The sequence below is a fragment of the Kitasatospora sp. NPDC093102 genome (assembly GCF_040683915.1).
Classification (GTDB): domain Bacteria; phylum Actinomycetota; class Actinomycetes; order Streptomycetales; family Streptomycetaceae; genus Kitasatospora.
The window spans coordinates 501,621-526,336 of record NZ_JBFBFA010000001.1 but is presented as its reverse complement, the minus strand read 5'-3'; the positions used below and the strand labels follow the sequence as shown (position 1 = coordinate 526,336).

At 68.9% G+C, this 24,716-nt stretch carries 34 protein-coding genes; 3 read left to right on the top strand and 31 right to left on the bottom strand.

Going from position 1 to position 24,716, the window contains the following annotated elements:
* Positions 1-126: 126 nt before the first annotated feature.
* The 28 genes from rplO to rfbB form a co-directional block, all read right to left on the bottom strand.
* Complete coding sequence (rplO, locus tag AB0O11_RS02500) at positions 127-582, bottom strand: 50S ribosomal protein L15 (protein ID WP_363381262.1); 456 nt, start codon at positions 580-582, stop codon at positions 127-129.
* Positions 582-764: a 50S ribosomal protein L30 gene (rpmD, locus tag AB0O11_RS02495; protein WP_030055835.1), complete on the bottom strand. Its 183-nt coding sequence runs from the start codon at positions 762-764 to the stop codon at positions 582-584. The genes rplO and rpmD overlap by 1 nt, the downstream gene beginning before the upstream one ends.
* The gene (rpsE, locus tag AB0O11_RS02490; protein WP_363380949.1) at positions 764-1,384 is read right to left on the bottom strand and encodes a 30S ribosomal protein S5; all 621 of its coding nucleotides are present in this window, start codon (positions 1,382-1,384) and stop codon (positions 764-766) included. Before rpsE ends, rpmD begins: the two co-directional genes overlap by 1 nt.
* A 48-nt stretch (positions 1,385-1,432) precedes the next feature.
* Positions 1,433-1,816, bottom strand: coding sequence for a 50S ribosomal protein L18 (gene rplR, locus AB0O11_RS02485; protein WP_030280785.1), 384 nt, complete (start codon positions 1,814-1,816; stop codon positions 1,433-1,435).
* A 3-nt stretch (positions 1,817-1,819) separates the two neighbouring features.
* Positions 1,820-2,359 (bottom strand): 50S ribosomal protein L6, encoded by a 540-nt coding sequence (gene rplF, locus AB0O11_RS02480; protein ID WP_363380947.1) that lies wholly within the window; start codon positions 2,357-2,359, stop codon positions 1,820-1,822.
* A gap of 22 nt (positions 2,360-2,381) precedes the next feature.
* Entirely contained in the window at positions 2,382-2,789 is a 408-nt protein-coding gene (gene rpsH / locus AB0O11_RS02475) for a 30S ribosomal protein S8 (RefSeq protein WP_188301635.1), read from the bottom strand.
* 269 nt (positions 2,790-3,058) lie between these two features.
* Positions 3,059-3,244: a type Z 30S ribosomal protein S14 gene (locus AB0O11_RS02470; protein ID WP_030055830.1), complete on the bottom strand. Its 186-nt coding sequence runs from the start codon at positions 3,242-3,244 to the stop codon at positions 3,059-3,061.
* Positions 3,245-3,248: 4 nt separating this feature from the next.
* Positions 3,249-3,818 (bottom strand): 50S ribosomal protein L5, encoded by a 570-nt coding sequence (gene rplE / locus AB0O11_RS02465; protein WP_030300393.1) that lies wholly within the window; start codon positions 3,816-3,818, stop codon positions 3,249-3,251.
* The gene (gene rplX, locus AB0O11_RS02460) at positions 3,818-4,129 is read right to left on the bottom strand and encodes a 50S ribosomal protein L24 (RefSeq protein ID WP_030232484.1); all 312 of its coding nucleotides are present in this window, start codon (positions 4,127-4,129) and stop codon (positions 3,818-3,820) included. Before rplX ends, rplE begins: the two co-directional genes overlap by 1 nt.
* 15 nt (positions 4,130-4,144) lie before the next feature.
* Positions 4,145-4,516 carry a 50S ribosomal protein L14 gene (rplN, locus tag AB0O11_RS02455; protein ID WP_030055827.1) on the bottom strand — a complete coding sequence of 124 codons (372 nt, stop codon included), beginning with the start codon at positions 4,514-4,516 and terminating at the stop codon, positions 4,145-4,147.
* Between the two features lie 102 nt (positions 4,517-4,618).
* Positions 4,619-4,891 (bottom strand): 30S ribosomal protein S17, encoded by a 273-nt coding sequence (gene rpsQ, locus AB0O11_RS02450; protein WP_030055826.1) that lies wholly within the window; start codon positions 4,889-4,891, stop codon positions 4,619-4,621.
* Positions 4,891-5,115 carry a 50S ribosomal protein L29 gene (gene rpmC / locus AB0O11_RS02445; protein WP_049649042.1) on the bottom strand — a complete coding sequence of 75 codons (225 nt, stop codon included), beginning with the start codon at positions 5,113-5,115 and terminating at the stop codon, positions 4,891-4,893. The genes rpsQ and rpmC overlap by 1 nt, the downstream gene beginning before the upstream one ends.
* Positions 5,115-5,534 carry a 50S ribosomal protein L16 gene (rplP, locus tag AB0O11_RS02440; protein ID WP_030055824.1) on the bottom strand — a complete coding sequence of 140 codons (420 nt, stop codon included), beginning with the start codon at positions 5,532-5,534 and terminating at the stop codon, positions 5,115-5,117. The genes rpmC and rplP overlap by 1 nt, the downstream gene beginning before the upstream one ends.
* Before the next feature lie 5 nt (positions 5,535-5,539).
* On the bottom strand, positions 5,540-6,364 hold the full coding sequence (rpsC, locus tag AB0O11_RS02435; protein WP_030055823.1) for a 30S ribosomal protein S3: 825 nt from the start codon (positions 6,362-6,364) through the stop codon (positions 5,540-5,542).
* On the bottom strand, positions 6,364-6,711 hold the full coding sequence (rplV, locus tag AB0O11_RS02430) for a 50S ribosomal protein L22 (RefSeq protein WP_030055822.1): 348 nt from the start codon (positions 6,709-6,711) through the stop codon (positions 6,364-6,366). The genes rpsC and rplV overlap by 1 nt, the downstream gene beginning before the upstream one ends.
* A 55-nt stretch (positions 6,712-6,766) precedes the next feature.
* Entirely contained in the window at positions 6,767-7,048 is a 282-nt protein-coding gene (rpsS, locus tag AB0O11_RS02425; protein ID WP_363380942.1) for a 30S ribosomal protein S19, read from the bottom strand.
* 11 nt (positions 7,049-7,059) lie between these two features.
* Complete coding sequence (gene rplB, locus AB0O11_RS02420) at positions 7,060-7,896, bottom strand: 50S ribosomal protein L2 (RefSeq protein ID WP_355669651.1); 837 nt, start codon at positions 7,894-7,896, stop codon at positions 7,060-7,062.
* Between the two features lie 43 nt (positions 7,897-7,939).
* Positions 7,940-8,257, bottom strand: coding sequence for a 50S ribosomal protein L23 (gene rplW / locus AB0O11_RS02415; RefSeq protein WP_030280768.1), 318 nt, complete (start codon positions 8,255-8,257; stop codon positions 7,940-7,942).
* Positions 8,257-8,934, bottom strand: coding sequence for a 50S ribosomal protein L4 (gene rplD / locus AB0O11_RS02410; RefSeq protein ID WP_363380940.1), 678 nt, complete (start codon positions 8,932-8,934; stop codon positions 8,257-8,259). The genes rplW and rplD overlap by 1 nt, the downstream gene beginning before the upstream one ends.
* A 4-nt stretch (positions 8,935-8,938) precedes the next feature.
* The gene (gene rplC, locus AB0O11_RS02405) at positions 8,939-9,586 is read right to left on the bottom strand and encodes a 50S ribosomal protein L3 (RefSeq protein ID WP_360184161.1); all 648 of its coding nucleotides are present in this window, start codon (positions 9,584-9,586) and stop codon (positions 8,939-8,941) included.
* Positions 9,587-9,600: 14 nt separating this feature from the next.
* A complete protein-coding gene (gene rpsJ / locus AB0O11_RS02400) occupies positions 9,601-9,909 on the bottom strand; it encodes a 30S ribosomal protein S10 (protein ID WP_012785157.1) in 309 nt (102 codons plus the stop codon).
* Positions 9,910-10,300: 391 nt separating this feature from the next.
* On the bottom strand, positions 10,301-12,106 hold the full coding sequence (locus AB0O11_RS02395) for a hypothetical protein (protein ID WP_363380937.1): 1,806 nt from the start codon (positions 12,104-12,106) through the stop codon (positions 10,301-10,303).
* A gap of 297 nt (positions 12,107-12,403) precedes the next feature.
* Positions 12,404-13,309 (bottom strand): glycosyltransferase, encoded by a 906-nt coding sequence (locus AB0O11_RS02390; RefSeq protein WP_363380934.1) that lies wholly within the window; start codon positions 13,307-13,309, stop codon positions 12,404-12,406.
* 4 nt (positions 13,310-13,313) lie between these two features.
* On the bottom strand, positions 13,314-13,712 hold the full coding sequence (locus AB0O11_RS02385; protein ID WP_224273902.1) for a DUF2304 domain-containing protein: 399 nt from the start codon (positions 13,710-13,712) through the stop codon (positions 13,314-13,316).
* Positions 13,709-14,398: a glycosyltransferase family 2 protein gene (locus AB0O11_RS02380; RefSeq protein WP_363380932.1), complete on the bottom strand. Its 690-nt coding sequence runs from the start codon at positions 14,396-14,398 to the stop codon at positions 13,709-13,711. The genes AB0O11_RS02385 and AB0O11_RS02380 overlap by 4 nt, the downstream gene beginning before the upstream one ends.
* 68 nt (positions 14,399-14,466) lie before the next feature.
* Positions 14,467-15,783, bottom strand: a complete 1,317-nt coding sequence (locus AB0O11_RS02375) for a hypothetical protein (protein WP_363380930.1) — start codon at positions 15,781-15,783, stop codon at positions 14,467-14,469.
* 17 nt (positions 15,784-15,800) lie between these two features.
* The gene (rfbD, locus tag AB0O11_RS02370) at positions 15,801-16,736 is read right to left on the bottom strand and encodes a dTDP-4-dehydrorhamnose reductase (protein ID WP_363380928.1); all 936 of its coding nucleotides are present in this window, start codon (positions 16,734-16,736) and stop codon (positions 15,801-15,803) included.
* Complete coding sequence (gene rfbB, locus AB0O11_RS02365; protein ID WP_363380925.1) at positions 16,733-17,710, bottom strand: dTDP-glucose 4,6-dehydratase; 978 nt, start codon at positions 17,708-17,710, stop codon at positions 16,733-16,735. The genes rfbD and rfbB overlap by 4 nt, the downstream gene beginning before the upstream one ends.
* 81 nt (positions 17,711-17,791) lie before the next feature.
* Between rfbB and rfbA the strand changes: the two genes are divergently transcribed.
* From rfbA to AB0O11_RS02350, 3 genes are all read left to right on the top strand, one after another.
* Entirely contained in the window at positions 17,792-18,667 is an 876-nt protein-coding gene (rfbA, locus tag AB0O11_RS02360) for a glucose-1-phosphate thymidylyltransferase RfbA (protein WP_363380922.1), read from the top strand.
* A complete protein-coding gene (locus AB0O11_RS02355; RefSeq protein ID WP_363380919.1) occupies positions 18,664-19,263 on the top strand; it encodes a dTDP-4-dehydrorhamnose 3,5-epimerase family protein in 600 nt (199 codons plus the stop codon). Before rfbA ends, AB0O11_RS02355 begins: the two co-directional genes overlap by 4 nt.
* Before the next feature lie 119 nt (positions 19,264-19,382).
* Positions 19,383-20,666: an acyltransferase gene (locus tag AB0O11_RS02350; protein WP_363380917.1), complete on the top strand. Its 1,284-nt coding sequence runs from the start codon at positions 19,383-19,385 to the stop codon at positions 20,664-20,666.
* A 42-nt stretch (positions 20,667-20,708) separates the two neighbouring features.
* Here the strand turns inward: AB0O11_RS02350 and AB0O11_RS02345 are convergent, their stop codons facing one another.
* From AB0O11_RS02345 to AB0O11_RS02335, 3 genes are all read right to left on the bottom strand, one after another.
* Complete coding sequence (locus AB0O11_RS02345) at positions 20,709-21,161, bottom strand: GtrA family protein (protein ID WP_363380916.1); 453 nt, start codon at positions 21,159-21,161, stop codon at positions 20,709-20,711.
* Positions 21,162-21,188: 27 nt separating this feature from the next.
* Positions 21,189-23,609 carry a hypothetical protein gene (locus tag AB0O11_RS02340; protein WP_363380914.1) on the bottom strand — a complete coding sequence of 807 codons (2,421 nt, stop codon included), beginning with the start codon at positions 23,607-23,609 and terminating at the stop codon, positions 21,189-21,191.
* A gap of 95 nt (positions 23,610-23,704) precedes the next feature.
* The gene (locus tag AB0O11_RS02335) at positions 23,705-24,655 is read right to left on the bottom strand and encodes a glycosyltransferase family 2 protein (protein WP_363381260.1); all 951 of its coding nucleotides are present in this window, start codon (positions 24,653-24,655) and stop codon (positions 23,705-23,707) included.
* Positions 24,656-24,716: the final 61 nt, after the last annotated feature.

Here is a 24,716-nt window from a genome sequence, read left to right as displayed (position 1 = left end):
GGGTACGGGATGCCCGGTTTTGCCACACAAAAGAACGAGCGCCTTCCGGCCGGATGTCTCCGGGAACGGCGCGAGCCCCGCACCTCCCGAAGGAGGTGCGGGGCTCGTACGACGGGGTCAGCGGGCTCAGACGAGCTCGGTGACCGTACCGCCGGCGGCCTTGATCTTCTCGGCGGCCGAACCGGAGACGGCGTCCACCGTCACCTGGAGGGCGACCGAGACCTCGCCGGTGCCGAGCACCTTGACGAGGGAGTTCTTGCGAACCGCGCCCTTGGCGACCAGGTTCTCGACGGTGACCTCGCCACCCTGCGGGTAGAGCTCGGCCAGCTTGTCGAGGTTGACAACCTGGAACGTGATCTTGAACGGGTTCTTGAAGCCCTTCAGCTTCGGCAGACGCATGTGGAGCGGCATCTGGCCACCCTCGAAGCGCTGCGGAACCTGGTAGCGGGCCTTGGTGCCCTTGGTACCACGACCGGCGGTCTTACCCTTGGAACCCTCACCACGACCCACGCGGATCTTGTCGGTCTTGGCACCCGGGGCGGGACGCAGGTTGTGGATCTTGATCGGGTTGTCGCCCATGATCAGTCCACCTCCTCAACCGTCACCAGGTGACGGACCGTGTGGGCCATCCCGCGGATCTCGGGACGGTCCTCCTTCACCACGACATCGTGCATGCGCTTGAGGCCAAGCGAACGCAGGGTGTCACGGTGGTTCTGCTTGCTGCCGATGTACGACTTGGTCTGCGTGATCTTCAGGCGAGCCATCAGGCGCTCACCCCTGCAGCACGCGCCCGCAGCAGAGCAGCGGGGGCCACGTCCTCCAGCGGCAGGCCACGACGGGCGGCGATCTCCTCGGGGCGCACGAGGCCCTTCAGAGCAGCCACGGTGGCGTGCACGATGTTGATCGCGTTGTCCGAGCCGAGCGACTTCGACAGGATGTCGTGAATGCCGGCGCACTCCAGGACGGCGCGCACCGGACCACCGGCGATAACACCGGTACCGGGGGCGGCGGGCTTCAGCAGCACGACGCCGGCGGCCTTCTCACCCTGGATCGGGTGCGGGATGGTGCCCTGGATACGGGGGACCTTGAAGAAGTTCTTCTTGGCCTCCTCAACACCCTTGGCGATGGCGGCCGGAACCTCCTTCGCCTTCCCGTAACCGACACCCACGGTGCCGTCACCGTCGCCCACCACGACCAGCGCGGTGAAGCTGAAACGACGACCACCCTTGACAACCTTGGCGACACGGTTGATCGCGACGACGCGCTCGACGTAAGCGGTCTTCTCGACGGGGGCGCTGCCCCGGTCGTCACGCTTACGGTCGCGCCGCTCGCCACCGCCGGTGCCACCGCCGGCGCCGCTACCGCGGCGCTGGGGTCCAGCCATTGGAATTACCTCTCTCGTTTACGTCCGCCGACAGAGTCGACGAGCGGCTTAGAAGTCGAGCCCGGCCTCGCGAGCCGCGTCCGCCAGGGCGGCGATGCGGCCGGCGTACCGGTTGCCCGCGCGGTCGAAGACGACCGACTCGATGCCGGCGGCCTTGGCGCGCTCGGCGACCAGGCTCCCGACCTTCTTGGCCAGCTCGGTCTTGTCGCCCTCGGCGCCCTTGATGGACACGTCGAGGGTGGACGCCGACGCCAGGGTGTGACCCTTGGCGTCGTCGATGACCTGGGCGACCATGTGACGGTTCGAGCGCGTCACGACGAGGCGCGGACGCACCTCGGTGCCGACGACGCGCTTGCGAACGCGGATCGCGCGGCGCTTGCGAGCGGCGCTCTTGTAGGCGTTGCCCTTGCCGATCTTGACAGAGACGCTCATCGCTTACTTACCACTCTTTCCGACCTTGCGGCGGATGACCTCGCCCGCGTACTTGACGCCCTTGGCCTTGTACGGGTCGGGCTTGCGCAGCTTGCGGATCTTCGCGGCGACCTCGCCGACCTTCTGCTTGTCGATGCCGTCCACGTGGAACTTGGTGGCCGACTCGACGACGAAGGAGATGCCCTCGGGGGCCTCGACCAGGATCGGGTGGCTGTAGCCCAGCTGGAACTCCATGTCGGAGCCCTTCGCCAGAACTCGGTAGCCGACACCGCTGATCTCCAGCGACTTGCGGTAGCCCGCGGTCACGCCGGTGATCATGTTCGCCACCAGCGTGCGGGTCAGGCCGTGCAGGGCCTTCGACAGACGCTCGTCGTTGGGGCGGGTGACGAGCAGCGTGCCGTCCTCGCCCTTACCGATCTCGATCGGCGCGGCGACGACGTGGGTGAGGGTGCCCTTCGGGCCCTTCACCGAGACCGCCTGGCCATCGATGGTGACGTCCACGCCGGCGGGAACCGGGATGGGCAGCCGTCCAATGCGCGACATTGCTGTACCTCCGTTTCCCGAATTACCAGACGTAGGCGAGAACTTCTCCGCCTACGCCCTTCTTGGCAGCCTGCTTGTCGGTGAGGAGACCGGAGGACGTGGAGATGATCGCCACGCCCAGGCCGCCGAGCACCTTCGGCAGGTTGGTGGACTTTGCGTAAACGCGCAGACCCGGCTTGCTGATGCGCTTGATGCCGGCGATGGAGCGCTCACGGTTGGGGCCGAACTTGAGCTCGATGGTCAGCTTCTTGCCGACCTCGCCCTCGGTCGGCTCCTCAACCTTGTAGGAGGAGATGTACCCCTCCTGCTGCAGGATCTGGGCGACGTGCGCCTTGATCTTGCTGGCCGGCATCGCCACGGTGTCGTGGTACGCCGAGTTCGCGTTACGCAGACGCGTGAGCATGTCTGCGATGGGGTCGGTCATGGTCATGATGGCCTCAGGCCTCTCTCGCCGTGGTTTCTCCGCACCAGGTCCCCCCACCGCACTCGGAACGAGTGCGTCGGGGGCACAAGCGCAGGGGACCTACGTCGTAGTAAGACTGGGTGCGAGCCCTCCCAGAAGAGGACCACGGGCGTCCATGGGGAAGCCGTGGCAGGGGGCCCGACCCCACTACCTTACGGGAATCCGTACGGCAGCCCAAAAATGGGCGGTGTGGGATCGGGCACCTCTGCTTCGCTAGCGGTGCCTAAAGCTCTGGATTACCAGGAGCTCTTGGTCACGCCCGGCAGCTCGCCGCGGTGCGCCATCTCACGGAGGCAGACACGGCAGAGGCCGAACTTGCGGTACACCGAGTGCGGACGGCCGCAGCGCTGGCACCGGGTGTAGGCCCGGACGCCGAACTTCGGCTTGCGCTCGGACTTCGCGATGAGGGACTTCTTCGCCATTGGCTCACGCCTCCTTGAACGGGAAGCCCAGAGCGCGCAGGAGCGCCCGGCCCTCGTCGTCGGTCTGAGCGGTGGTCACGACGGTGATGTCCATACCGCGCTGACGGTCGACCTTGTCCTGGTCGATCTCGTGGAACATAACCTGCTCGGTCAGACCGAAGGTGTAGTTGCCACGGCCGTCGAACTGCTTCGGGGAGAGACCACGGAAGTCACGGATTCGCGGCAGGGCCAGCGAGACCAGACGGTCCAGGAACTCCCACATGCGGTCACCGCGGAGGGTGACGTGGGTGCCGATCGGCTGGCCCTCGCGCAGCTTGAACTGCGCGATGGACTTGCGGGCCTTGGTCACGGCCGGCTTCTGACCGGTGATCGCGGTCAGGTCGCGGATCGCGCCCTCAATCAGCTTGCTGTCACGGGCGGCCTCGCCGACACCCATGTTGACGACGACCTTGACCAGGCCGGGCGTCAGCATGACGTTCTCGTACGAGAACTGCTCCTGCAGCTGACCCTTGATCTCGGAGTTGTAACGCTCCTTGAGGCGGGGGGTCACCTTCTCAACAGACGTCTCAGACATCAGATGTCCTCACCGGTTCGCTTGGCAACGCGGATCTTGTTGCCCTCGTCGTCGAAGCGGTAGCCAACGCGGGTGACGACCTTCTTGCCGTCCTTCTCCACGACCAGCTGGACGTTGGAGACGTGCACCGGGGCCTCGACGGTGACAATGCCACCCTGAGTGCCCGGGCCCGGCTTGGTGTGCTTCTTGACCCGGTTCACACCCTCGACCAGGACCTTGTTCTCAGCCGGCATGGCCTGGATGACCTTGCCCTGCTTGCCCTTGTCCTTGCCGGTGATGACCTGAACCAGGTCACCCTTCTTGATCTTCATGCTGTTCGCCATGAGTTAGAGCACCTCCGGCGCAAGCGAGATGATCTTCATGAACTTCTTGTCACGCAGCTCGCGGCCCACCGGGCCGAAGATGCGGGTGCCACGGGGGTCACCCTCGGTGTTCTTCAGAACAACCGCGGCGTTCTCGTCGAAGCGGATGTACGAGCCATCCGGACGACGACGCGACTTCACGGTACGGACGACGACGCACTTGACGACGTCACCCTTCTTCACCGAACCGCCGGGGATCGCGTCCTTGACGGTCGCGACGATGACGTCCCCGATACCGGCGTAGCGGCGACCGGAGCCACCGAGAACGCGGATGCAAAGGATTTCCTTCGCGCCCGTGTTGTCGGCGACACGCAGTCGCGACTCCTGCTGGATCACAGCTTTCTCCTGATCGTCAACGAGAGCTGACGGGCCGGCCGCTGCTCACACCAGCGCCCGCAAGGGACCCGGTGCACATACGGCCGTACCGCATCAACTTCGTTACTTGGCCTTCTCGAGGATCTCGACGACGCGCCAGCGCTTCGTCGCGGACAGCGGACGGGTCTCCGCGAGGAGCACCCGGTCGCCGATGCCGCAGGCGTTCGCCTCGTCGTGCGCCTTCAGCTTGTTCGTACGGCGGATGACCTTGCCGTACAGAGCGTGCTTGACGCGGTCCTCGACGGCGACGACGACGGTCTTGTCCATCTTGTCGCTGACGACGAGACCCTCACGGGTCTTGCGGAAGCCGCGCGTCTCGTTGGTGTTCTCAGTCATCAGGCGCTCTCCACCGTCTCGATGCCCAGCTCGCGCTCGCGCATCAGGGTGTAGATCCGCGCGATGTCCTTACGGACGAGCTTGAGCCGTCCGTGGTTGTCGAGCTGCCCGGTCGCCGCCTGGAAGCGGAGGTTGAACAGCTCCTCCTTGGCCTCACGGAGCTTGGCAACGAGACCCTCGTTGTCCAGCTCGCGGAGGTCAGCAGCCTTGGTGCCGGCCGACATCAGCTCTCACCTGCCTCGCGCCGGATGATCCGGCACTTCATCGGGAGCTTGTGAGCTGCGCGGGTCAGCGCCTCACGAGCCACCTTCTCGTTGGGGTACGACAGCTCGAACATGACCCGACCCGGGTGCACGTTCGCGATCCACCACTCGGGCGAACCCTTACCGGAACCCATGCGGGTCTCGGCCGGCTTCTTGGTGAGCGGACGGTCCGGGTAGATGTTGATCCAGACCTTGCCGCCACGCTTGATGTGACGGGTGACGGCGATACGAGCGGACTCGATCTGCCGGTTCGTCACGTAGGCCGGGGTGACGGCCTGGATGCCGTACTCGCCGAACGCGAGCTCGGTGCCACCCTTGGCAGCGCCACGGCGCTTCGGGTGGTGCTGCTTGCGGTGCTTGACCCGACGGGGGATCAGCATTGGGGTCAGGCCTCCGTTCCGGTGTTCTCGGCAGCCGGAGCCTCGGCGACCGGGGCCGCGGGGGCCTCGGCAGCGGCGGGGCGACGGCCGCGGCCACCGCGCTCGCCACCACGGCGCTCGCCACCGCGGGCGGGACGACCACCCTCGGGACGGGCCGGGCGGTTGCCCGAGCGGGCAGCGGCGTTCTCAGCGCGGACCTCGGCGATGTTCTTGACGTCGCCCTTGTAGATCCAGACCTTCACGCCGATACGGCCGAAGGTGGTCTTGGCCTCGAAGAAGCCGTAGTCGACGTTCGCGCGCAGGGTGTGCAGCGGCACACGACCCTCGCGGTAGAACTCCGAACGGCTCATCTCGGCGCCGCCGAGACGACCGGAGCACTGGACCTTGATGCCCTTGGCGCCGGACTTCATGGTGCCCTGCATCGACTTGCGCATGGCACGACGGAAGGAGACGCGCGAGGACAGCTGCTCCGCGACGCCCTGAGCCACGAGCTGGGCGTCCAGCTCGGGGTTCTTGACCTCGAGGATGTTCAGCTGGACCTGCTTGCCGGTCAGCTTCTCGAGGTCGCCGCGGATGCGGTCGGCCTCGGTACCGCGACGCCCGATGACGATGCCGGGACGGGCGGTGTGGATGTCGACGCGGACGCGGTCGCGGGTGCGCTCGATCTCGACCTTGGAGATACCGGCGCGCTCCATGCCCTTCGTCATCATGCGACGAATGGCAACGTCTTCCTTGACGTAGTCCTTGTACAGCTTGTCGGCGTACCAGCGGGACTTGAAGTCCGTGCTGATGCCGAGGCGGAACCCGTGCGGGTTAACCTTCTGGCCCATTACCGGGTCCCTTCCTTGCTGCTGACGACCACGGTGATGTGGCTGGTCCGCTTGCGGATCCGGTAGGCACGACCCTGCGCACGCGGACGGAACCGCTTCAGGGTCGGACCCTCGTCAACGTACGCCTCGCTGATGACGAGGTCGTCCACGTTGGAGTGGTTGTAGTTGTGCGCGGCGTTGGCAATGGCGCTGTCGAGCACCTTGCCGACCGGCACGGTGGCGGCCTGCGGAGCGAAACGCAGGACGGCCTGGGCCTCCGTGGCCGGCAGGCCACGGATGAGGTCCACCACGCGGCGGGCCTTCATGGGCGTGACGCGGATGTACCGCGCCTGGGCCCTGGCTTCCATGGTTGTCCCCTTAATGGAGTAAGTCATTGAGTCTTTTTGGCGCGCAAGCTCAGGCTTAGCGACGCTTCGACTTCCGGTCTTCCTTCACGTGGCCACGGAAGGTGCGGGTCGGAGCGAACTCGCCGAGCTTGTGGCCGACCATCGACTCGGTGACGAACACCGGGACGTGCTTACGGCCATCGTGCACCGCGATCGTGTGGCCGAGCATGGCCGGGAAGATCACGGAGCGACGGGACCAGGTCTTGATGACGTTCTGGGTACCCGCCTCGTTCTGCGCGTCCACCTTCTTGAGAAGGTGGCCGTCGATGAAGGGGCCCTTCTTGAGACTGCGCGGCATCTGACCTGCTCCTAGCGCTTCTTGTTGGTCTTGCGGCGGCGCACGATGAGGGCGTTCGAAGCCTTCTTCGGGCTACGAGTGCGACCCTCCTTCTGGCCCCACGGCGAGACCGGGTGGCGGCCACCAGAGGTCTTACCCTCACCACCACCGTGCGGGTGGTCGATCGGGTTCATGGCGACACCACGCACGGTCGGGCGGACGCCCTTCCAGCGCATACGGCCGGCCTTGCCCCAGTTGATGTTCGACTGCTCGGCGTTGCCGACCTCGCCGACGGTGGCGCGGCAACGCGCGTCCACCAGGCGGATCTCACCGGAGGGCATGCGCAGGTGCGCCATCTTGCCCTCACGCGCCAGCAGCTGGATGCCGGAACCGGCGGAGCGGGCCATCTTGGCACCGCCACCGGGACGCAGCTCCACCGCGTGGATGGTGGTACCGACCGGGATGTTGCGGAGCGGCAGGTTGTTGCCCGGCTTGATGTCGGCGCCAGCGCCGTTCTCAATCCGGTCACCCTGCGTGATGCCGCGCGGCGCGATGATGTAGCGCTTCTCGCCGTCCGCGTAGTGCAGGAGCGCGATGCGCGCGGTGCGGTTCGGGTCGTACTCGATGTGCGCGACCTTGGCCGGCACGCCGTCCTTGTCGTGACGACGGAAGTCGATCACGCGGTAGGCGCGCTTGTGACCGCCACCCTGGTGGCGAACGGTGATCCGACCGGCGTTGTTACGGCCGCCCTTGCTGTGCAGGGGGCGAACCAGCGACTTCTCCGGCGTGGACCGCGTGATCTCTACGAAGTCGGCCACGCTGGAGCCACGACGGCCCGGCGTAGTCGGCTTGTACTTGCGGATGCCCATTTGGCTCTCTCGTCCTCGTCCTTATCGACGATCACGATCTCCGTTAGGAGACCGGACCACCGAAGATGTCGATGCGGTTGCCCTCGGCCAGCGTCACGATGGCGCGCTTGGTGTCCTTGCGCTTGCCAAAGCCCGTCTTGGAGCGCTTGCGCTTGCCCTGACGGTTGATCGTGTTGACAGCCTCGACCTTGACCGAGAAGACCGCCTCGACGGCCTGCTTGATCTGGGTCTTGTTGGCGCCCGGCGACACGATGAACGTGTACTTGTTCTCGTCGAGAAGGCTGTAGCTCTTCTCGGAGATGACCGGCTTCACCAGGACGTCACGGGGGTCCGTGAACGTCTTGCTCGTAACGTCGCTCATCAGGCGGCGCTCCCTTCGAGCTCGCCCTCAGCGGCAACGGCCTTGGCGGACGCAGCCGGACCGGCCACGAAACGCTCGAAGGCGGCCTGGGTGAAGACCACATCGTCGGAGACGAGCACGTCGTAGGTGTTCAGCTGACCGGCGTCCAGGATGTGCACGTTCGGCAGGTTGCGAGCGGACTTGAGGCCCAGCTCGTCCGAACGCTCGACGACCAGGAGGACGTTCTTGCGGTCGGTGATCTTGCCGAACAGGCTCTTGGCGGCCTTGGTCGACGGCGCCTCGGTCGCGGTCACGTCGGTGACGACGTGGATGCGGTTGTGGCGGGCCCGGTCGGTGAGCGCACCGCGCAGGGCGGCGGCGATCATCTTCTTCGGGGTCCGCTGCGAGTAGTCGCGCGGCACGGGACCGTGCACGACGCCACCGCCGGCGAACTGCGGCGCACGGGTCGAGCCCTGACGGGCGCGGCCGGTGCCCTTCTGGCGGTACGGCTTCTTGCCGCCACCGCGGACCTCGGCACGAGTCTTGGTCTTGTGGGTGCCCTGACGGGCCGCAGCGAGCTGCGCCACGACGACCTGGTGCATCAGCGGAACGCTGACCTTCGCGTCGAAGATCTCCGCCGGCAGCTCAAGGCTGCCGGTCTTGTCGCCCGCGGGCGACAGGATGTCAATGGTGCTCATATCCTCACAGCCCCTTCGCCGCGGTGCGGACGAGGACGAGGCCGCCGTTCGGGCCCGGGATTGCGCCCTTGATCAGGAGCAGCCCCTTCTCCGCGTCAACGGCATGGATGGTCAGGTTCTGGGTGGTCACACGCTCGTGGCCCATCCGGCCGGCCATCCTCACGCCCTTGAACACGCGACCCGGGGTGGCGCAGCCACCGATCGAGCCGGGCGAGCGGTGCTTGCGCTGCACACCGTGACCGGCGCCGAGGCCCCGGAAGTTGTGGCGCTTCATGACACCGGCGAAGCCCTTGCCCTTGGAGGTGCCGGTCACGTCGACCTTGACACCCGCCTCGAACAGCTCGGCGGTGATCTCCTGGCCCAGGGTGTACTCGGAAGCGTCCGAGGTACGGAGCTCGACCAGGTGGCGACGGGGGGTGACACCGGCCTTGGCGAAGTGGCCCGCGAGGGGCTTGTTCACCTTGCGGGGGTCGATCTCGCCGAAGCCGATCTGGACGGCGTCGTAGCCGGCCGGGCTGTCGGCGGTGTGGACCTGGGTCACGACATTGGGCCCAGCCTTGACGACGGTCACCGGAACGATCCGGTTGTTCTCGTCCCAGACCTGGGTCATGCCGAGCTTCTCGCCCAGGATGCCCTTAATCTGCTTAGCCATCTTCGGTGCGCCTCTCAGAGCTTGATCTCGATGTCGACGCCCGCCGGCAGGTCGAGACGCATCAGCGAGTCAACCGTCTTCGGCGTGGGGTCGAGGATGTCGATCAGACGCTTGTGAGTACGCATCTCGAAGTGCTCGCGCGAGTCCTTGTACTTGTGCGGCGAGCGGATGACGCAGTACACGTTCTTCTCAGTGGGCAGCGGCACCGGGCCCGCGACCTGCGCACCAGTACGGATCACCGTCTCGACGATCTTCTTCGCCGAGGAGTCGATGACCTCGTGGTCGTAGGCCTTGAGCCGGATGCGGATCTTCTGTCCCGCCATGGCTACTCAGTAGTCCTTCTGTCTGGTTGCCGCACGACTCCCCCTCCGACCCCCGCGCTCGGGCGTGTCGCCCTCGCGCTTGCAAAAAACCGGCGAAGAACTCGTCGGTTTCGAACTTTCAGGGTGGGGAAAGCCGGGCCGAGGCCCCGCCCACGCTTCCCGGAAGATTCCCGTACGTCCGCCCCGCAGCTGCCGTGGCGTAGAACTCACGCTTGACGGCCATCACGGGAACGACGAGTACATGGGACTCGCTTCCAGTCCTCCCGGCGGGAGGCGCGCAGCATCGGCACTCAACCGAGCAACTTGGACATACTGCCACATGGAGCAGCCCGGATGCCAATCGGGGCCGGTGAGGTGTACCTCACCGGCCCCGATGGGGTGACGACCCCGGTCAGTCCTTGCGCCAGAGCACCCAGTTGCGGTCCTTGTTGTACTTCGCGATGTGCCAGCCGGGCTCCGGGTGCGGCCAGCTGTCCTGCGGCAGGGCACCCTTGTACCAGCCGGCCAGGACCGCGGTGGCCTCCTCCGGCGGGTTGGAGCCGGCCTTCAGGTCCTCCGACCAGACCCGGCCCCAGTAGACCTCGTAGGCCATCGCCATTCGGGCGTCCCAGTCGAGGTCCGTGTCCAGGGCGACGTTGTCGCCCTTGCGCAGGCCCGCCTCCTTGGCCACGCCGACCGCCTGGTACTTGCGCTCCTGGGCGTGCGGCCCGGAGACGTTGTCGGTGACGGCGACCGTCGCGTAGGCGGCGAACAGCGCCACGCAGGCCACCAGTGCGGCGACCACCCGGCGCCCTCCGGCCACCCGCAGCAGCAGGCAGGCGGCCAGCACCGCCAGCGCGCCGAAGCTCGTCCGGGCCAGGTGCAGGCCTTCCCAACTCGAAGCCAGGAACATGGCGTCCGGCACCGTCCACGGACTGACCCAGAGCTTGAGCGCGGCGCCCGCGTACGCGCCGACCGACAGCTGGATGACGCCGATCGCCACCGTGCCGACCAGCGCCATCCACAGCAGCGCGCGGGCCCTGGCCCGGAACAGTGCGGCCAGGCCGACCACCAGGAACAGCGGCACCAGCACCGCGCAGTACCGGGCGTACACCCAGTTGTCGGTCCGGTCGTTGTCCGCCAGGCCGGCCGCGGACGCCAGCGCGGTGCCGAACAGCAGGGCCACCATGGTGAAGGCCACCACCCGCTCGGCCACCGTGTACCGGCGCCGGAACACGACCACCGCGCACAGCACCAGGGCGATCGCCCCGAAGCCGTACGTGGAGGTCATGAAGTACCACAGCTGCCCGAAGGTGCGGGCGATGATCGTGCCGATGTACTTGCTGTCCCCGAGGTTCTCGAAGACCTTGTTGCCGACGTCGCTCGGCGGCACGTCCTTGAACCGGCTCTCGATGAAGCCGGCCAGCAGCTTCGCGCCCAGGTACGACGCCCCGAGCGCGCCGGCGCCGGCCAGCGAGGCGAGCCGCGGCGCCCAGCCGAGGGCCAGCACCACGACCAGGACCAGCGCGGTCAGCACCACGACCACGCCGCCGCGGTCGTGGGTGGCCATCGTGTAGCCGGCCGCCAGGCCCATCCCCACCGCGTACAGCGCGCGGCGGTGCGTCGAACCGGGCGAGAGCCAGCCGTGCATCGCAATCAGCCAGGCCAGCAGGAGCACCGGGAGCACGGCGTCCGACATGGCGAACTGGGAGTAGAAGATCACCGGCGGCACCAGGGCCACGGCGGTGCCCACCAGGTACGCCTGCGGCCGGGAGAGGCCCACCCGGCGCGCCGCCGCCACGGCGAGCGGGAACACCAGCGCGTTGAGCACCGCGTTGATGACCATGACCAGGTGGTACGCGGTGGCCGGGTTGTCGGCGATCCGCAGCGCCGGCGAGATCAGCAGCGGGTACCCGCCGGGGATCACCACCCCGACCGGCATCTCGGTGGTCGGCCGGCCGGCCAGCACCCGCGCTATCACCAGGTAGGAGTCCTCGTCGGCGTGCACCGACGGGAAGTAGTTGTGGATCGACAGCGCCAGGCGGAACGCCACCTGCCCGCCGTACCCGAGCAGCAGGGCCACCGGCCAGAACCAGCGGTGGGCGGCCAGCGCCCGCAGCCGGGCCGGCACGACCGGGGTGTCGGGCACGTGCGTGCCGCCGTCCTCACCCCGGTCCGGCCCGTCGGACGTGTGGGCAGAGTCGATCAGCGGCTGCACCGAGACACTTCCCTACTTGTGTGAGTTGACGATCTCGTCATGGCCGGCTCCGGGCGGCGCGCCACGGTTTCCGCCATCGCTCGTCGAAGCGCATCGGCAGTGTGCCATGCGGCGATCGGCCGGAGCCAACGCGCTCCTCCCCCAAAGACGGCAACGGCCCGCCCGGGAACGACGGTTCGGCCGGTGCCGGATTCCCCTCGGCCGGGTGACAACCCCCACCGGGACCGCGAACGGCGCTGGGCCGGCAGTCCGGAGTTCGGACTGCCGGCCCAGTGCCGCATCAGGGCTTGCGAGGGGTCAGTGCCGCTCTCCGCCGGTCAGCGCGTGGCGGACCAGGACCTTGGCGCCGGCCCGCTGGCCGCGCTTCAGCGCACCCGGCAGCATGGTCAGCGCGTGCAGGCGGGAGGCGCTGCGGAACCGGGCCGCACGGGCGGCCTTCGGCCAGCCGCGGGCGTCCATCCGTTCGGCCACCGCGTTGAAGTACCGCTCCGCCTCGGTGAACCGGGTGCCGGAGAAGGCCTGCACCGAGGACTCGCTGACGGCGTGCCGGCGGTACTGGAAGACGACGGTGGTGTTGTCCACCAACATCTGCTCGCCGAGCTCCAGCAGGTCCACGACCAGGGCCAGGTCCTGGATCACCGAGTACTCGTCACGGAAGTTGACCGCGCGCAGCGCCTCGCCGCGCCAGCAGATCGACGGGAAGTAGAGCCAGTTGCCGCGCAGCACGCTGGCGGCCAGCTCCTCGCCGCCCATCAGCCGCCGGCCCTTGACGGTCGGCGCGTAGAGCTTCTCCTTGACGTTGTCCGCCAGGCCCGAACGGCTGACCTCGCCGCTGCCGTCGATGACCTCGACGCCCGGCTGCACCATGCCCAGGTCCGGGTTGTCCTTGACGATCGCCCGGACGGTCTCCAGGTAGTGCGGGTGCAGCAGGTCGTCGCAGCCCATGATGACCACGTGGTCGGCCGTGGACAGCTTCACGCACTTCTGGAAGTTCTTGGTGATGCCGAGGTTCTGCTCGTTGCGCAGGTAGCTCACCCGGTCGTCGCCGAGCGAGGCGAACCAGCCCGGGACGTCCGGCTCCTTGCCGTCGTCGATGACGGTCAGCCGGAAGTCCCGGTCGGTCTGCGCGAGGATGCTCCGCACCGCGGCCTGCATCAGCGCCACGTCGCCGTAGTACGGCAGCATGAACTCGAAGGTCGCCACGGGATCAGGCCTTGCTGCGGTCGACCGGCGCCGAGACCGGCAGGTCCAGGTCGAAGCGCTCCTCGTTCAGACGGGCGCCCTCGTTGATCGCCACGGTGCGCGCCAGGTCGGTGAGCTTCTTCTCCAGCGAGCGGAAGCGCAGGAAGGTGTTCAGGGTCAGGAAGCCCATCGCCAGCACCATCACGTACAGCACCAGGTCGGTGCCGCGGCCGACGCCGAGCTGGTGGGCCAGCCAGGTCACGTCGGTGGGGCGCAGCACCGCATAGATGTTCACGATCACGAAGACCGAGAACGCGATCCGCTTCCAGGCGCGGGTGTTGGCACGGTCCCAACGCCGGATGAACATGAAGGCGAGAGCGACCGAGCCGAGAATGAGAACCAGCTGGATCCAGAAGAATTTCATCGGCGGCTACGCTCCCGCAGCGAGATGTCGAAGATGATGTTGACGCCGTTGATCAGGGACTGACCCTTGGCGCGTGAGTACTCGGTGTACAGGATGTCCACCGGGAGTTCGGCGACCCGCAGATCCGAGCCGGCGAGGAAGCTGACGATCTCCGACGCGTGTGCCATGCCGTTCATGGTGATCCGCAGCCGACCGGCGGCCTCGCGGTTCAGCACGCGCAGGCCGTTGTGGGCGTCGGTCAGCTTGAGCTTGCGCGCGGTGGGGCTGACGGTCGCCGCGGTGCGCAGGACGACCCGCTTGATCCACGGCACCTGCCCGTTCTGCTCGATGAAGCGCGAGCCGAGGACGACGTCCACGTCGCCCTCCCGCAGCAGGGCGACCATCTTCTCGACGTCGGCGGTCTGGTGCTGGCCGTCGGCGTCGAAGGTGGCGAAGTACTTGGCGCCGGGCTGGGCCAGGGCGTAGGCGAGGCCGGTCTGGAGGGCGGCACCCTGACCGAGGTTGACCGGGTGGCGCACCAGGTGTGCGCCCGTCTCCATGATGTGCTTGGCGGAGTCGTCGCCGCTGCCGTCATCGACCACCACGATGTTCGGGAACGTCTTTCGCGCCCCCTCCACAACGTCGGCGATCACCTGGCCCTCGTTGTAGGCCGGGATCACCAGCCAAACATCGTCGTATTGGGACACGGAGGCTCCATCAATGGGGTCTGGCCCGCGCTGCTGCGCGGCGATCTGAAGATGAGGGGCGGACACGATCAGTCACCGGCCGTCCGGCTGCTCGACACCGCGGCGTCCGGGTCCCCCGACTGCTGGGCGAGACCGGCGGAATTCGTCGCCGAACGGGCGAAACTCTGCCTCAGAACCGCCAGCATACCGAGGACGGTGGCCACGGAACCCGCCGTGTACGCAAGGATCACGCGGGTGGACACCTCTCCCGGCAGGAAGGTCACCCCGGCGAGGACCGCGGTGCCGACCGCCCAGCAGAGCAGCTGAAGGTTGTGCCGCTTGAATACCATCAACGCCTGGCCGAGCACCATCGCGAACATGTACGCCACGGTTCCGGCGGACAACCAGAAGAAGTCGAGGCAGCCGAGCACCGGCTTGGCGCCGAACAGCACCTGGATCAGCCACGGGCCGAGGGCGACCGCCGGGATGCCGCCGAGCACGCCGAGCGCGCCCACCACGACGCCGATCCTCTTGAGCATCCCGGTGAAGGCGGCCCGGTCCCCGACCGCGATCGCGGCGGAGAGGCCGTTCAGCAGCGAGGCCTGGAGCGAACCGAAGACGAACAGCGGCACCCGGGCCAGCACCAGTGCGTTGAGCAGGGCGGCGATCAGCGCGGAGTCGGAGGGCGCGAGCAGCTTGGTGCTCACCACGGCCGCGTTCACCACGACCTGCGAGAGCAGCGTCGAGCAGATCAACAGGCCGAGCCCGGAGCAGAGTTCGGACCAGCCGACCTGCTCGCCGGGCTTGACCGCGCGCAGCAGCGGGGGCAGCGTGGCGATCGTGGCGAGGATCGGCGCGACGGCCAGGATCAGGCTGAACGCGAGCGCCGAGTGCACCCCGGCCACGCCGCAGGCGAAGGCCAGGCCGATCCGCAGGCCGCCGTCCAGGCCGAGCTGGGTGCCGTACGCACCGAAGCGGCCGAGGCCGGCCAGCACGCCGCGGGTGAGGTAGCAGACGGCCATGCCGGTGAAGGCGCCGCCGAGTGCCAGCACCAGCGAGCGGTCGCCGTGGAACATCGCCCGGGCGATCGGGCCGGAGGCGGCACCGAGGACCGCCAGGGTCGCCGCGAGGATCCCACCGGTGAGCAGGGTCGCCCGGCGCAGCACCGGCGCGGCGCCGTGGCCGAGCGCCGCGCGCGCCGCGACGATCCGGGTGAGCTCCTGCTCGATCGGGAAGAAGACGCCGATGCCGACGGACATCACGATCGTCCACAGCAGGGAGACGTTCGCCATGTCGTCGACGGACAGGCTGTGGCCCGCCACTCCGAGGTGGATGTAGTTGGCGGCGCCCAGTACGACGGTGCCGCCGGCCACCGCCAGGGTTCCCGGCGGTAGCGCGGCAGCCACCTTCGTCAGCGGGTTCTTCACTGAGGTCTGTCGCTCTCGGTGCTCCGGGCCGTGGCGGCCAGTTCGGCGAAGACGGGCTGGGCCAGGGCCTCGGCCAGCATGGCCCGCCACTCGGGCAGCGGCGCCAGCCCGGCGGCGGCCCAGCGGTCGTGGGCCAGCACGCTGAAGGCCGGACGGACGGCCGGGCGGACGAAGGCCTCCGAGGTGGTCGGGCGGATCCGCTCCGGGTCCAGCCCGCTCAGTGCGTAGGTCTCGCGGGCCAGTCCGCACCAGGTGGTCCGGCCGCTCGCGGTGCCGTGGTAGACCCCGGCCGGGGCCTGCCCGGCGAGCGCGGCCCGGCCGAGTTCGGCCAGGCGGCCGGCCAGCGCGTACGACCAGGTCGGCTGGCCGTGCTGGTCGTCCACCACGTCGAGGGTGTCCCGCTGGGCGGCGAGCTTGAGCATGGTGGCCACGAAGTTCGGGCCGTGCTCGCCGTACAGCCAGGCGGTGCGCACCACGTAGCCGTGCTCGGGGAGCAGTTCGGCGACCGCCTGCTCCCCCACCAGCTTGCTGCGGCCGTACGCGTTCACCGGCGCGGTCGGGGCGTCCTCCGGGCAGGGCTCGGTGGCGTCGCCCGGCAGGACGTAGTCGGTGGAGACCTGGAGCAGCCGCGCACCGCTCTTGGCGCACGCCGCGGCCAGGTGGCGCACGCCGGTGCCGTTGACGGCGGTGGCGGCGTCCTCCTCGGTCTCCGCGGCGTCGACGTTCGTCCACGCGGCGCAGTTGACCACGATGTCGTGGCCCTCGACGGCGGCCTGGACGGCCGCCGCGTCGGTGATGTCGAGGTCCGCCCGGCGCAGCGCGGTGATCTCGGCGGTCGCGTCGGCGCCCAGCACCGACAGCAGGTCCTGCCCGAGCATCCCGGCCGCGCCGGTGACCAGCCAGCGCACGGGCCCGGCGGCGTTCGCGGTCACTTGGCCAGGGCCGCCTTCTGCTTCAGCGGCTCCCACCAGGCGCGGTTCTCGCGGTACCAGGCGATGGTCGCGGCGAGGCCGTCCTCGAAGCGGACCTGCGGCTCGTAGCCGAGCTCCTCGCGGATCTTGCTGATGTCGATCGAGTAGCGCAGGTCGTGGCCCTTGCGGTCCTCGACGTGCTCGACCATGTCCCAGCCGGCGCCCGCGGCCTCGAGCAGCAGGCCGGTCAGCTCCTTGTTGGTGGCCTCGGTGCCGCCGCCGATGTTGTAGACCTCACCCGCACGGCCGCCGCGCATGACCAGCTCGATGCCCCGGCAGTGGTCCGAGACGTGCAGCCAGTCGCGGACGTTGCCACCGTCGCCGTACAGCGGCACCTTCTTGCCGTCGATCAGGTTGGTGGTGAACAGCGGGATGACCTTCTCCGGGAACTGGTAGTGCCCGTAGTTGTTGGAGCAGCGGGTCACCACGACGTCCATGCCGTGGGTGCGGTGGTAGGCCAGCGCCAGCAGGTCGGAGGACGCCTTGGAGGCCGAGTAGGGGGAGTTCGGCACCAGCGGCCAGGTCTCGGTCCAGGAGCCCTCGCTGATCGAGCCGTAGACCTCGTCGGTGGAGATGTGCACGAAGCGGCCGACGCCGTGCTTCCGGGCGGCGTCGAGCAGCACCTGGGTGCCCACGACGTTGGTCAGCACGAACGGGCCCGCGCCGGCGATCGAGCGGTCCACGTGGGACTCGGCGGCGAAGTGCACCACCACGTCGTGGCCCGGCATGACCTGGTCGACGGCGTCCGCGTCGCAGATGTCGCCCTGGACGAAGGTGTAGCCCTGGTGGCCGGCCACCGGGGCCAGGTTCTCCAGGACACCCGAGTAGGTGAGCTTGTCAAAGACCGTGATCCGGGCATTCTCGTCAGCCCCGAGGAGCTGACGGACGAACTCCGAACCGATGAATCCGGCGCCGCCGGTCACGAGGATGCGCATAATGCGCGTAGTCTACCGTCGCCCGAACACCCTCCCGACCCGGCCCCTCCCGCGTCCACCGATCTCGAATAGGGTGCACCCATGCGTGGAATCCTCCTGGCCGGCGGCACCGGCTCGCGGCTGTGGCCCCTGACCCGTGCGGTGTCGAAGCAGCTCCTGCCGGTCTTCGACAAGCCGATGATCTACTACCCCCTCTCGACCCTCGTGATGGCCGGGATGAGCGAAATCCTGATCATCACCACCCCGAACGACCGGGACCAGTTCGAGCGGTTGCTGGGCGACGGTTCCCAGTTCGGCCTGAAGCTCCAGTACGCCGTCCAGGAGAAGCCCGAGGGCATCGCCCAGGCCTTCGTGCTCGGCGCGGACTTCATCGGCGACGAGTCGGTGGCCCTGATCCTCGGCGACAACATCTTCCACGGCAGCGGCCTGGGCACCTCGCTCACCGAGCACTCCGACATCAAGGGCGGCCGGGTCTTCGCCTACCCAGTGGCCGACCCGACCGCGTACGGCGTGGTCGAGTTCGACGAGACCGGCCAGGTCATCTCCATCGAGGAGAAGCCGGCCGAGCCCAAGTCCCGTTACGCCGTCCCCGGCCTGTACTTCTACGACAACCGGGTCGTGGAGATCGCCCGCACCCTGGAGCCGAGCGCCCGCGGCGAGCTGGAGATCACCGCCGTCAACGACGCCTACCTGCGCACCGGCGACCTGCACGTGACGACCCTCGACCGCGGCACCGCCTGGCTGGACACCGGCACGTTCGTGTCGATGGTCCAGGCCTCGGAGTTCGTCCGGGTCATCGAGGAGCGCCAAGGCTTCAAGATCGGCTGCATCGAGGAGGCCGTCTGGCGGGCCGGGCTGATCGACGACGCCCAGCTGCGCGCGCTCGCCGAGCCGCTGCTGAAGAGCGGCTACGGCCAGTACCTGCTGGACCTGCTCGACGAGGCGGCCGCCAAGTGAAGTTCCGTGAGCTCTCCATCGAGGGCGCCTTCGAGATCGCCCCGCAGGTGCACGGCGACGCCCGCGGCCACTTCACGGAGTGGTACCGCTTCGACGGCCTCGCCGAGGTCGTCGGCCACCCGCTGAACCTGGCCCAGGCCAACCTGTCGCTCTCCGCCAAGGACGTCGTCCGCGGCATCCACTTCGCAGACGTCCCGCCCGGCCAGGCCAAGTACGTGGTCTGCACCCGCGGCGCGGTGCTGGACGTGATCGTGGACCTGCGCGTCGGCTCGCCCGGCTTCGGCACGTGGGAGTTCATCCGGCTGGACGACACCGAGCGCAAGGCCGTATACATCCCCGAGGGCCTCGGCCACGGCTTCTGCGCCCTCACCGACGACGCCACGCTGACCTACCTCTGCTCGGCGACGTACAACCCGACCGGCGAGCACGGCGTGCACCCGCTGGACCCGGAGCTCGGCATCGAGTGGCCGACCGACGCCCCGCAGCTCTCGGCCCGCGACGCGGTGGCGCCTTCTCTCTCGGAGGCCCTCGCCACCGGGCTGCTGCCGGACTACCAGGCCTGCAAGGCCTACACGGACTCGCTGAAGCAGCAGTAGCCGCACGAGGCCGGTTGAGGGGACGTGCGCGCAGGCGCACACGTCCCCTCAAGTCATATTTCCTGCCACTTCCCAGGCCCCTTCTCAGGCCGCTCCCAGCCGGCCGGATCGGACGGACCATGACCCACCAAGCGGGACCCTCACGCGACATACGCGAAGGCGCCGACACCCGGCGCCCCGCGTGGCTGAGGGGAGGCAGTCTGTCCGGCCGCCAGAACAGCTTCGGCGCGATCCGGACGGCCCTCGCGGTAGCCGTTGTCTACTCCCACGCCTACCCGCTCGGGTGGGGCCGGCCCGCTCCGCTCTCCCAGTTCAGCGGCGGCCAGATCGACCTCGGCCGGCTCGCGGTGGTCGGCTTCTTCGCGCTCTCCGGATTCATGATCACCGGCAGTGCGATGCGCAGCACGATCGGCCGGTACTCCTGGCACCGCGCCCTGCGCATCCTGCCCGGGCTCTGGGTCTCGCTCCTGGTCAGCGTCCTGGTGGTGGCGCCCGCCCTGTACTACCGGACCCACCACTCGCTCACCGGTTACTGGTCGCACCCGACCGGGCCGCTGCACTACCTGGCGGGTGCCTGGAACGCCTCGTTCACCAACGGGTGGGACATCTCGAACGTGGTCGCCGACGGCGTCGCGGCCGGCACCAACCACGACCCCGGGCTCAACGGCTCCCTCTGGTCGCTCGACTACGAGATGCTCTGCTACATCATGATGGGCCTGCTGGCCGCCGGCGGCGTGCTGCTGCGCGCGAAGAAGGCGGTGCCGCTGCTGACCCTGGTGGTCTGGATCCTGATCGTCGAGGACTGGCGGACGACCCCCGGCTACGTCAACATCCCCAACAGCATGGGCCACTTCCTGCACGTGCCGGTCTTCGGCCAGATCTACGTGCAGTACTTCGTCTACCTGGGCTTCGTCTTCCTGCTCGGCGCCACGGTGCAGCTGTACAAGGACCGGATCCCGATGAACGCCGGGCTCGCGCTGCTGTCGGCCGCCGTGCTCGTCGCCAGCCTGCACTACGGCGGGCTCTTCGCGTTCGGCTACCCGGCCTTCGCCTACCTGCTCTTCTGGCTGGCGGTCCGGCTGCCCGTGCCGTTCCAGCGGATCGGCGTCAAGCGGGACCTCTCGTACGGCATCTACATCTACGGCTTCACCGTCGAACAGGTCGTCGCCGCACTCGGCTACAACGCGCACGGCATGCGGGTCTACCTCCCGCTGTCGCTCGCCGGGACGGTCGTCCTCGCCGCGCTCTCCTGGTACCTGGTCGAGAAGCCCGCGCTGAAGGCGAAGGACTGGACGCCGCGACCGGTCCGCGCCCTGGCCGAGCGCCGGGCCCGCGGGGTGGCCGTCCCCGAGACGGCCGAGCCGGTCGGGGAACCCGCGAGGTCCGCGGTCCCCGCACCCTGATCACGCGGCGCCCGGCCCGGCACACGGTGGCCCGGTTCGACCTCAGTGGGTCCTGAAGACCCACACCTTGAGGAGGACGAACCGGGCCACCGTCGCGAGGCCGTTGGCCACGACCAGGCCGGCGACCTCGACAACGCGCGAAGCGTTCGGCGCGAGCAGGGCGAGCAGGGCGAGCGCGCCGCTGCTCAGGCCCAGACCGATCAGGAAGGCGACGGCGCCCTGCAGCTGGTGGCGCACCGCGCCCTCCGAGCCGGTGATGCCGAAGGTGAAGCGCCGGTTGGCGGCGGTGTTGGCGACCGCGCTCACCGCCAGGGCGATCAGGTTGGCCGCCTGCTGGTCGACGACCTGCCGGGCCACCACGTACAGGCCGAGGTAGAAGAGCGTACTGAGCACGCCGATGACCAGGAACGACGGGAGCTGCCGCTTGGCGGTGCCGGCCGGGGAAACCGCCCGGCCGTCGGGTGCCGGTACCGGCACGTTGTCGGTGGAGACCATGGTTTGCCCACTGCTTCGTTCGTCGGGTCAGGAGAGCTCGTAGACGGCCACCCGGCCGTTGTCGTACACCGGCTTGGCGAGGTTCCTGAGCTGTGGCGACTCGGCGCCCGCCTTCCGCTGGACCACCAGGTAGCGGACCTTGTGGTCGTGGTGCAGCCGACGCAGGACGTCCGGCGTCGGCGCGTAGAACGCGGCCTCGTTGAGGTTGAACAGCTCGGTGTCCCAGAACGGCGCCACGGAGGCTGTCGCCCCGCCCGCGGTGGCTATCATCCTCGGTGCGTACGCCCAGCCCTCGATGAGGACCGAGCGCTCCGAATAGCCGCTGAGCCACTGCGAACGGTAGTTGTCGCACTCGGGACCGTACAGGTAGTCGTTGTACTCCCAGCAGTGGCTGTTCGTCGCCAGGATGTCCGAGGGGGCGCTGTGCGAGCGGATCCAGCGTGCGGCGTTCACCTGGCTCGCCGGCATCACCCAGCTGCCCTCCCACGGGACCTCCTGGGACTGGAGGGCGTCGAGGGCGAGGCTCGGGGCGCCGAGCGTCAGTCCGGCGGTGAGCAGGATGATCCCGCCCCGGCGCCGCAGGCCGCGCGCCGCCCGGGAGCACAGCCACCAGAGCAGCCCCAGGACGCCCGCCAGCACCGCGAACGCGGCCGCCACGCTCAGCGCCGGCAGCAGCGGCGTGTACGGCTCGGTGCCCGTGCCGTCCCCGGTGTGCTCGGCCAGGAAGGTCGCCAGGTCCGCCGAGTACCGGTACGAGAGCCAGATGAACAGCCCGGTCAGGGCCGCCGCGCCGACGGCCAGGGCGGCCTTGCCGGCCCTGGGCAGGGCGGCGCGTTCGAAGGCCTCGCAGTACCCCCAGGCGGACAGCACCACCCCGAAGGGCATAGCGGAGATGGTGAAGTAACTGGCGTTGTAGCCGTTGACCATCAGGTAGGCCGCCGGTCCGGCGACCACCGCGCCGAGCAGGAACCACTGCGCCGGTTCCAGCCGGAGCCGACGCCGCCACAGCAGCGGCACGGCGCCCAGCAGCTTGATCTGGTGGTTCAGGAAGAAGGCGAGCAGGACCGCCACGACCACACCGCTCTGGAGCAGCACGGGCCTGCCGTCCAGGGGTTCGGCCCAGTACTTCTGGACGTTGCCGAAGGGAATGACTTCCAGGCCGTAGCTCTCGAAGTCGAAGATCGCCGCCGTCGCGAAGAGCTGGGCGCCCGCGATGACCGCCCCCAGCCCGACGATCGTCCAGGGGATGCGCCGGGTCCTGATCAGGACCGCCAGGCCGGCGACGGCCAGGCCCCCGAGGGCCACCGGGAGGGTGCTCGCCTTGGCGGCGCTGGAGGCGGTCGCGAACAGCGCCGTCAGGACGAAGACGCCCCGCCCGAAGCCCGGCGCCCGGGACGTCCCGTCCGCGTCGCCCGGGCTGCCGACCCGGCGGAGCCCGTCGGCGACCGCGCCGACCAACGCGATCAGCAGCGGCTGACTGTAGGCCAGCGACATGCTCGACCAGGACATCAGCCGGACGGCCGGCGCACCGAAGGTCCAGGTCACCACGTTGTTCGGGTAGATCGCGGTGAACTCGCCGACCGCGAAGAGCAGCAGCGCGGCCAGCGGGCCGGCCCACGCCCGAGCGGTGATCCGGTGGGCCACCACCGCCATGATCAGCACACCGAGCGCGGCGAACGCGGGAACGAGCAGCCTGGTCTCGACCACCGGCAGGTCGATGTGGCCGACCATGTCGGTCATCGCCATGTGGGAGAACGTGAACCAGTGGTAGTGGAGGGGCTCCCCCGCCACCTGCGGCACGGTCAGCGGCACATGCTGCTTGGCGTTGGCCGCCAACGACAGCATGTACGGCATGTCGCCGAACAGCCGCGACTGCTCGTCGACCGCCAGGACCGGGAACTTCGACAGGAAGACCTGGAAGTAGTACAGGCTGGTCAGGCCCACCACCGCGGCCAGCGACCAGGACCAGGCGAGGGACGGCCGCCGGTAACCGCCGGGACGCCAGTGCCGGCGCAGGCCCGGAACGAGCGCGAACGGGACCACCACGACGAGCGGCCAGGCGACGGCTACCGACTGGAGACCCGAACGGACGAGGACCGCCCAGGCCCCCAGCTCCAGCACCAGCCCGGTCACCGCGCCGAAGGCCAGGTCCTCCATCAGGGTGTGCGGACGCCTGCGCAGGGCCCGGAAGACCAGGGTGCCGGGAAGCACCACGCCCCAGGCCGCGTAGAAGGTGTACCGGGCGATGTCGCCCGCCTTGGTGTCCGCGGCCAGCAGCAGCCCCACCAGGAGCAGGTACGCCGAGACCGCGGGCAGGAACCGCCAGAAGGCGTGGGCCCTGGATCCCGCGTCCGCCGCGCCGCCGGACGGCCCACCGGACGGCGCCGGGACCCCCGGACGTCCTCCGGTGGCCGGCGCCGATCCGGTCGCGGTGCTGTTCGTTTGCATGGTGTCCGTTCTCTCGTCCGAGCTCACAGCTCGCAGCACGGCGGCCTGGCGGAGGCCGGCGGCGGTCCGCCGACCGGCGTCGGAACGACTCCGGGTCAGCCCGTGTAGGAGACGCTGCGGCGAGCCGTCGCGGGGTCGGTCCCCTCCGCCGAGTCGTAGCCGACGAAGTAGGCCGGCCGGGCCTGCGCCGCCGAGTAGATGCGGCCGACGTACTCGCCCAGCAGCCCCATGCAGATCAGCTGGACCGCGCCGAGGAACAGCATGCCCATGAACAGCGAGGACCAGCCGGGGACGGTCTTGCCGAACGCGTACTCGACCACGGTGTAGACGCCGAGGGCGAAGCAGAGCACGAAGCTCAGCAGGCCGAGCCAGGTGGCGAGCCGCAGCGGGCTCGCGGAGAAGTTGGTGACGCTGTCGACGGCGAGGCGGAGCATCTTGGACAGCGGGTAGTGGGTCGAACCGGCGACCCTCTCCTCGCGCACGTAGACGACCTCGCCGCTGGGGAAGCCGAGCCACGGCACGAGCAGCCGGTAGACCGGCTGGTGCTCGGGCAGCGCCTTGAGCGCGTCCACCGCGGCACGGCTGAGCAGACGGAAGTCTCCGGCCTGGTTCGGCATCTTCTTGCCGACGAGCCTGCGCATCAGCCAGTAGTAGGCGCCCGCGGTGCGGCGCTTGAAGATCGTGTCGGTGCCTCGGTCGCCGCGCACGCCGTAGACGATGTCGAGGCCCCGCTCCCGCGCGAGCGAGAGCATCTCGGGGATCTTCTCCGGCGGGTCCTGGAGGTCGGCGTCGATGGAGACGACGTAGTCGCCGAAGGCACGGTGGATGCCGGCGGTGAGCGCGGCCTGGTGCCCGGAGTTGCGGGCGAAGCGGACGATCCGGAACTCCGGCCAGTCCTGGTGGATCTTCTGCATCAGTGCCGGGGTGGCATCCGTGCTTCCGTCGTCGATGCCGACCACTTCGTACGTGATCCCCAGCCCGTCGAGGATCGGGCGCAGGCGCCGCACGGTCAGCGGCAGCGCCTCCTGCTCGTTGTAGATCGGCATGACGACCGACAACAGCGGCGCCGGCTCCCCGGCCGACACGACTCCCTGATCTCCTGCGTTG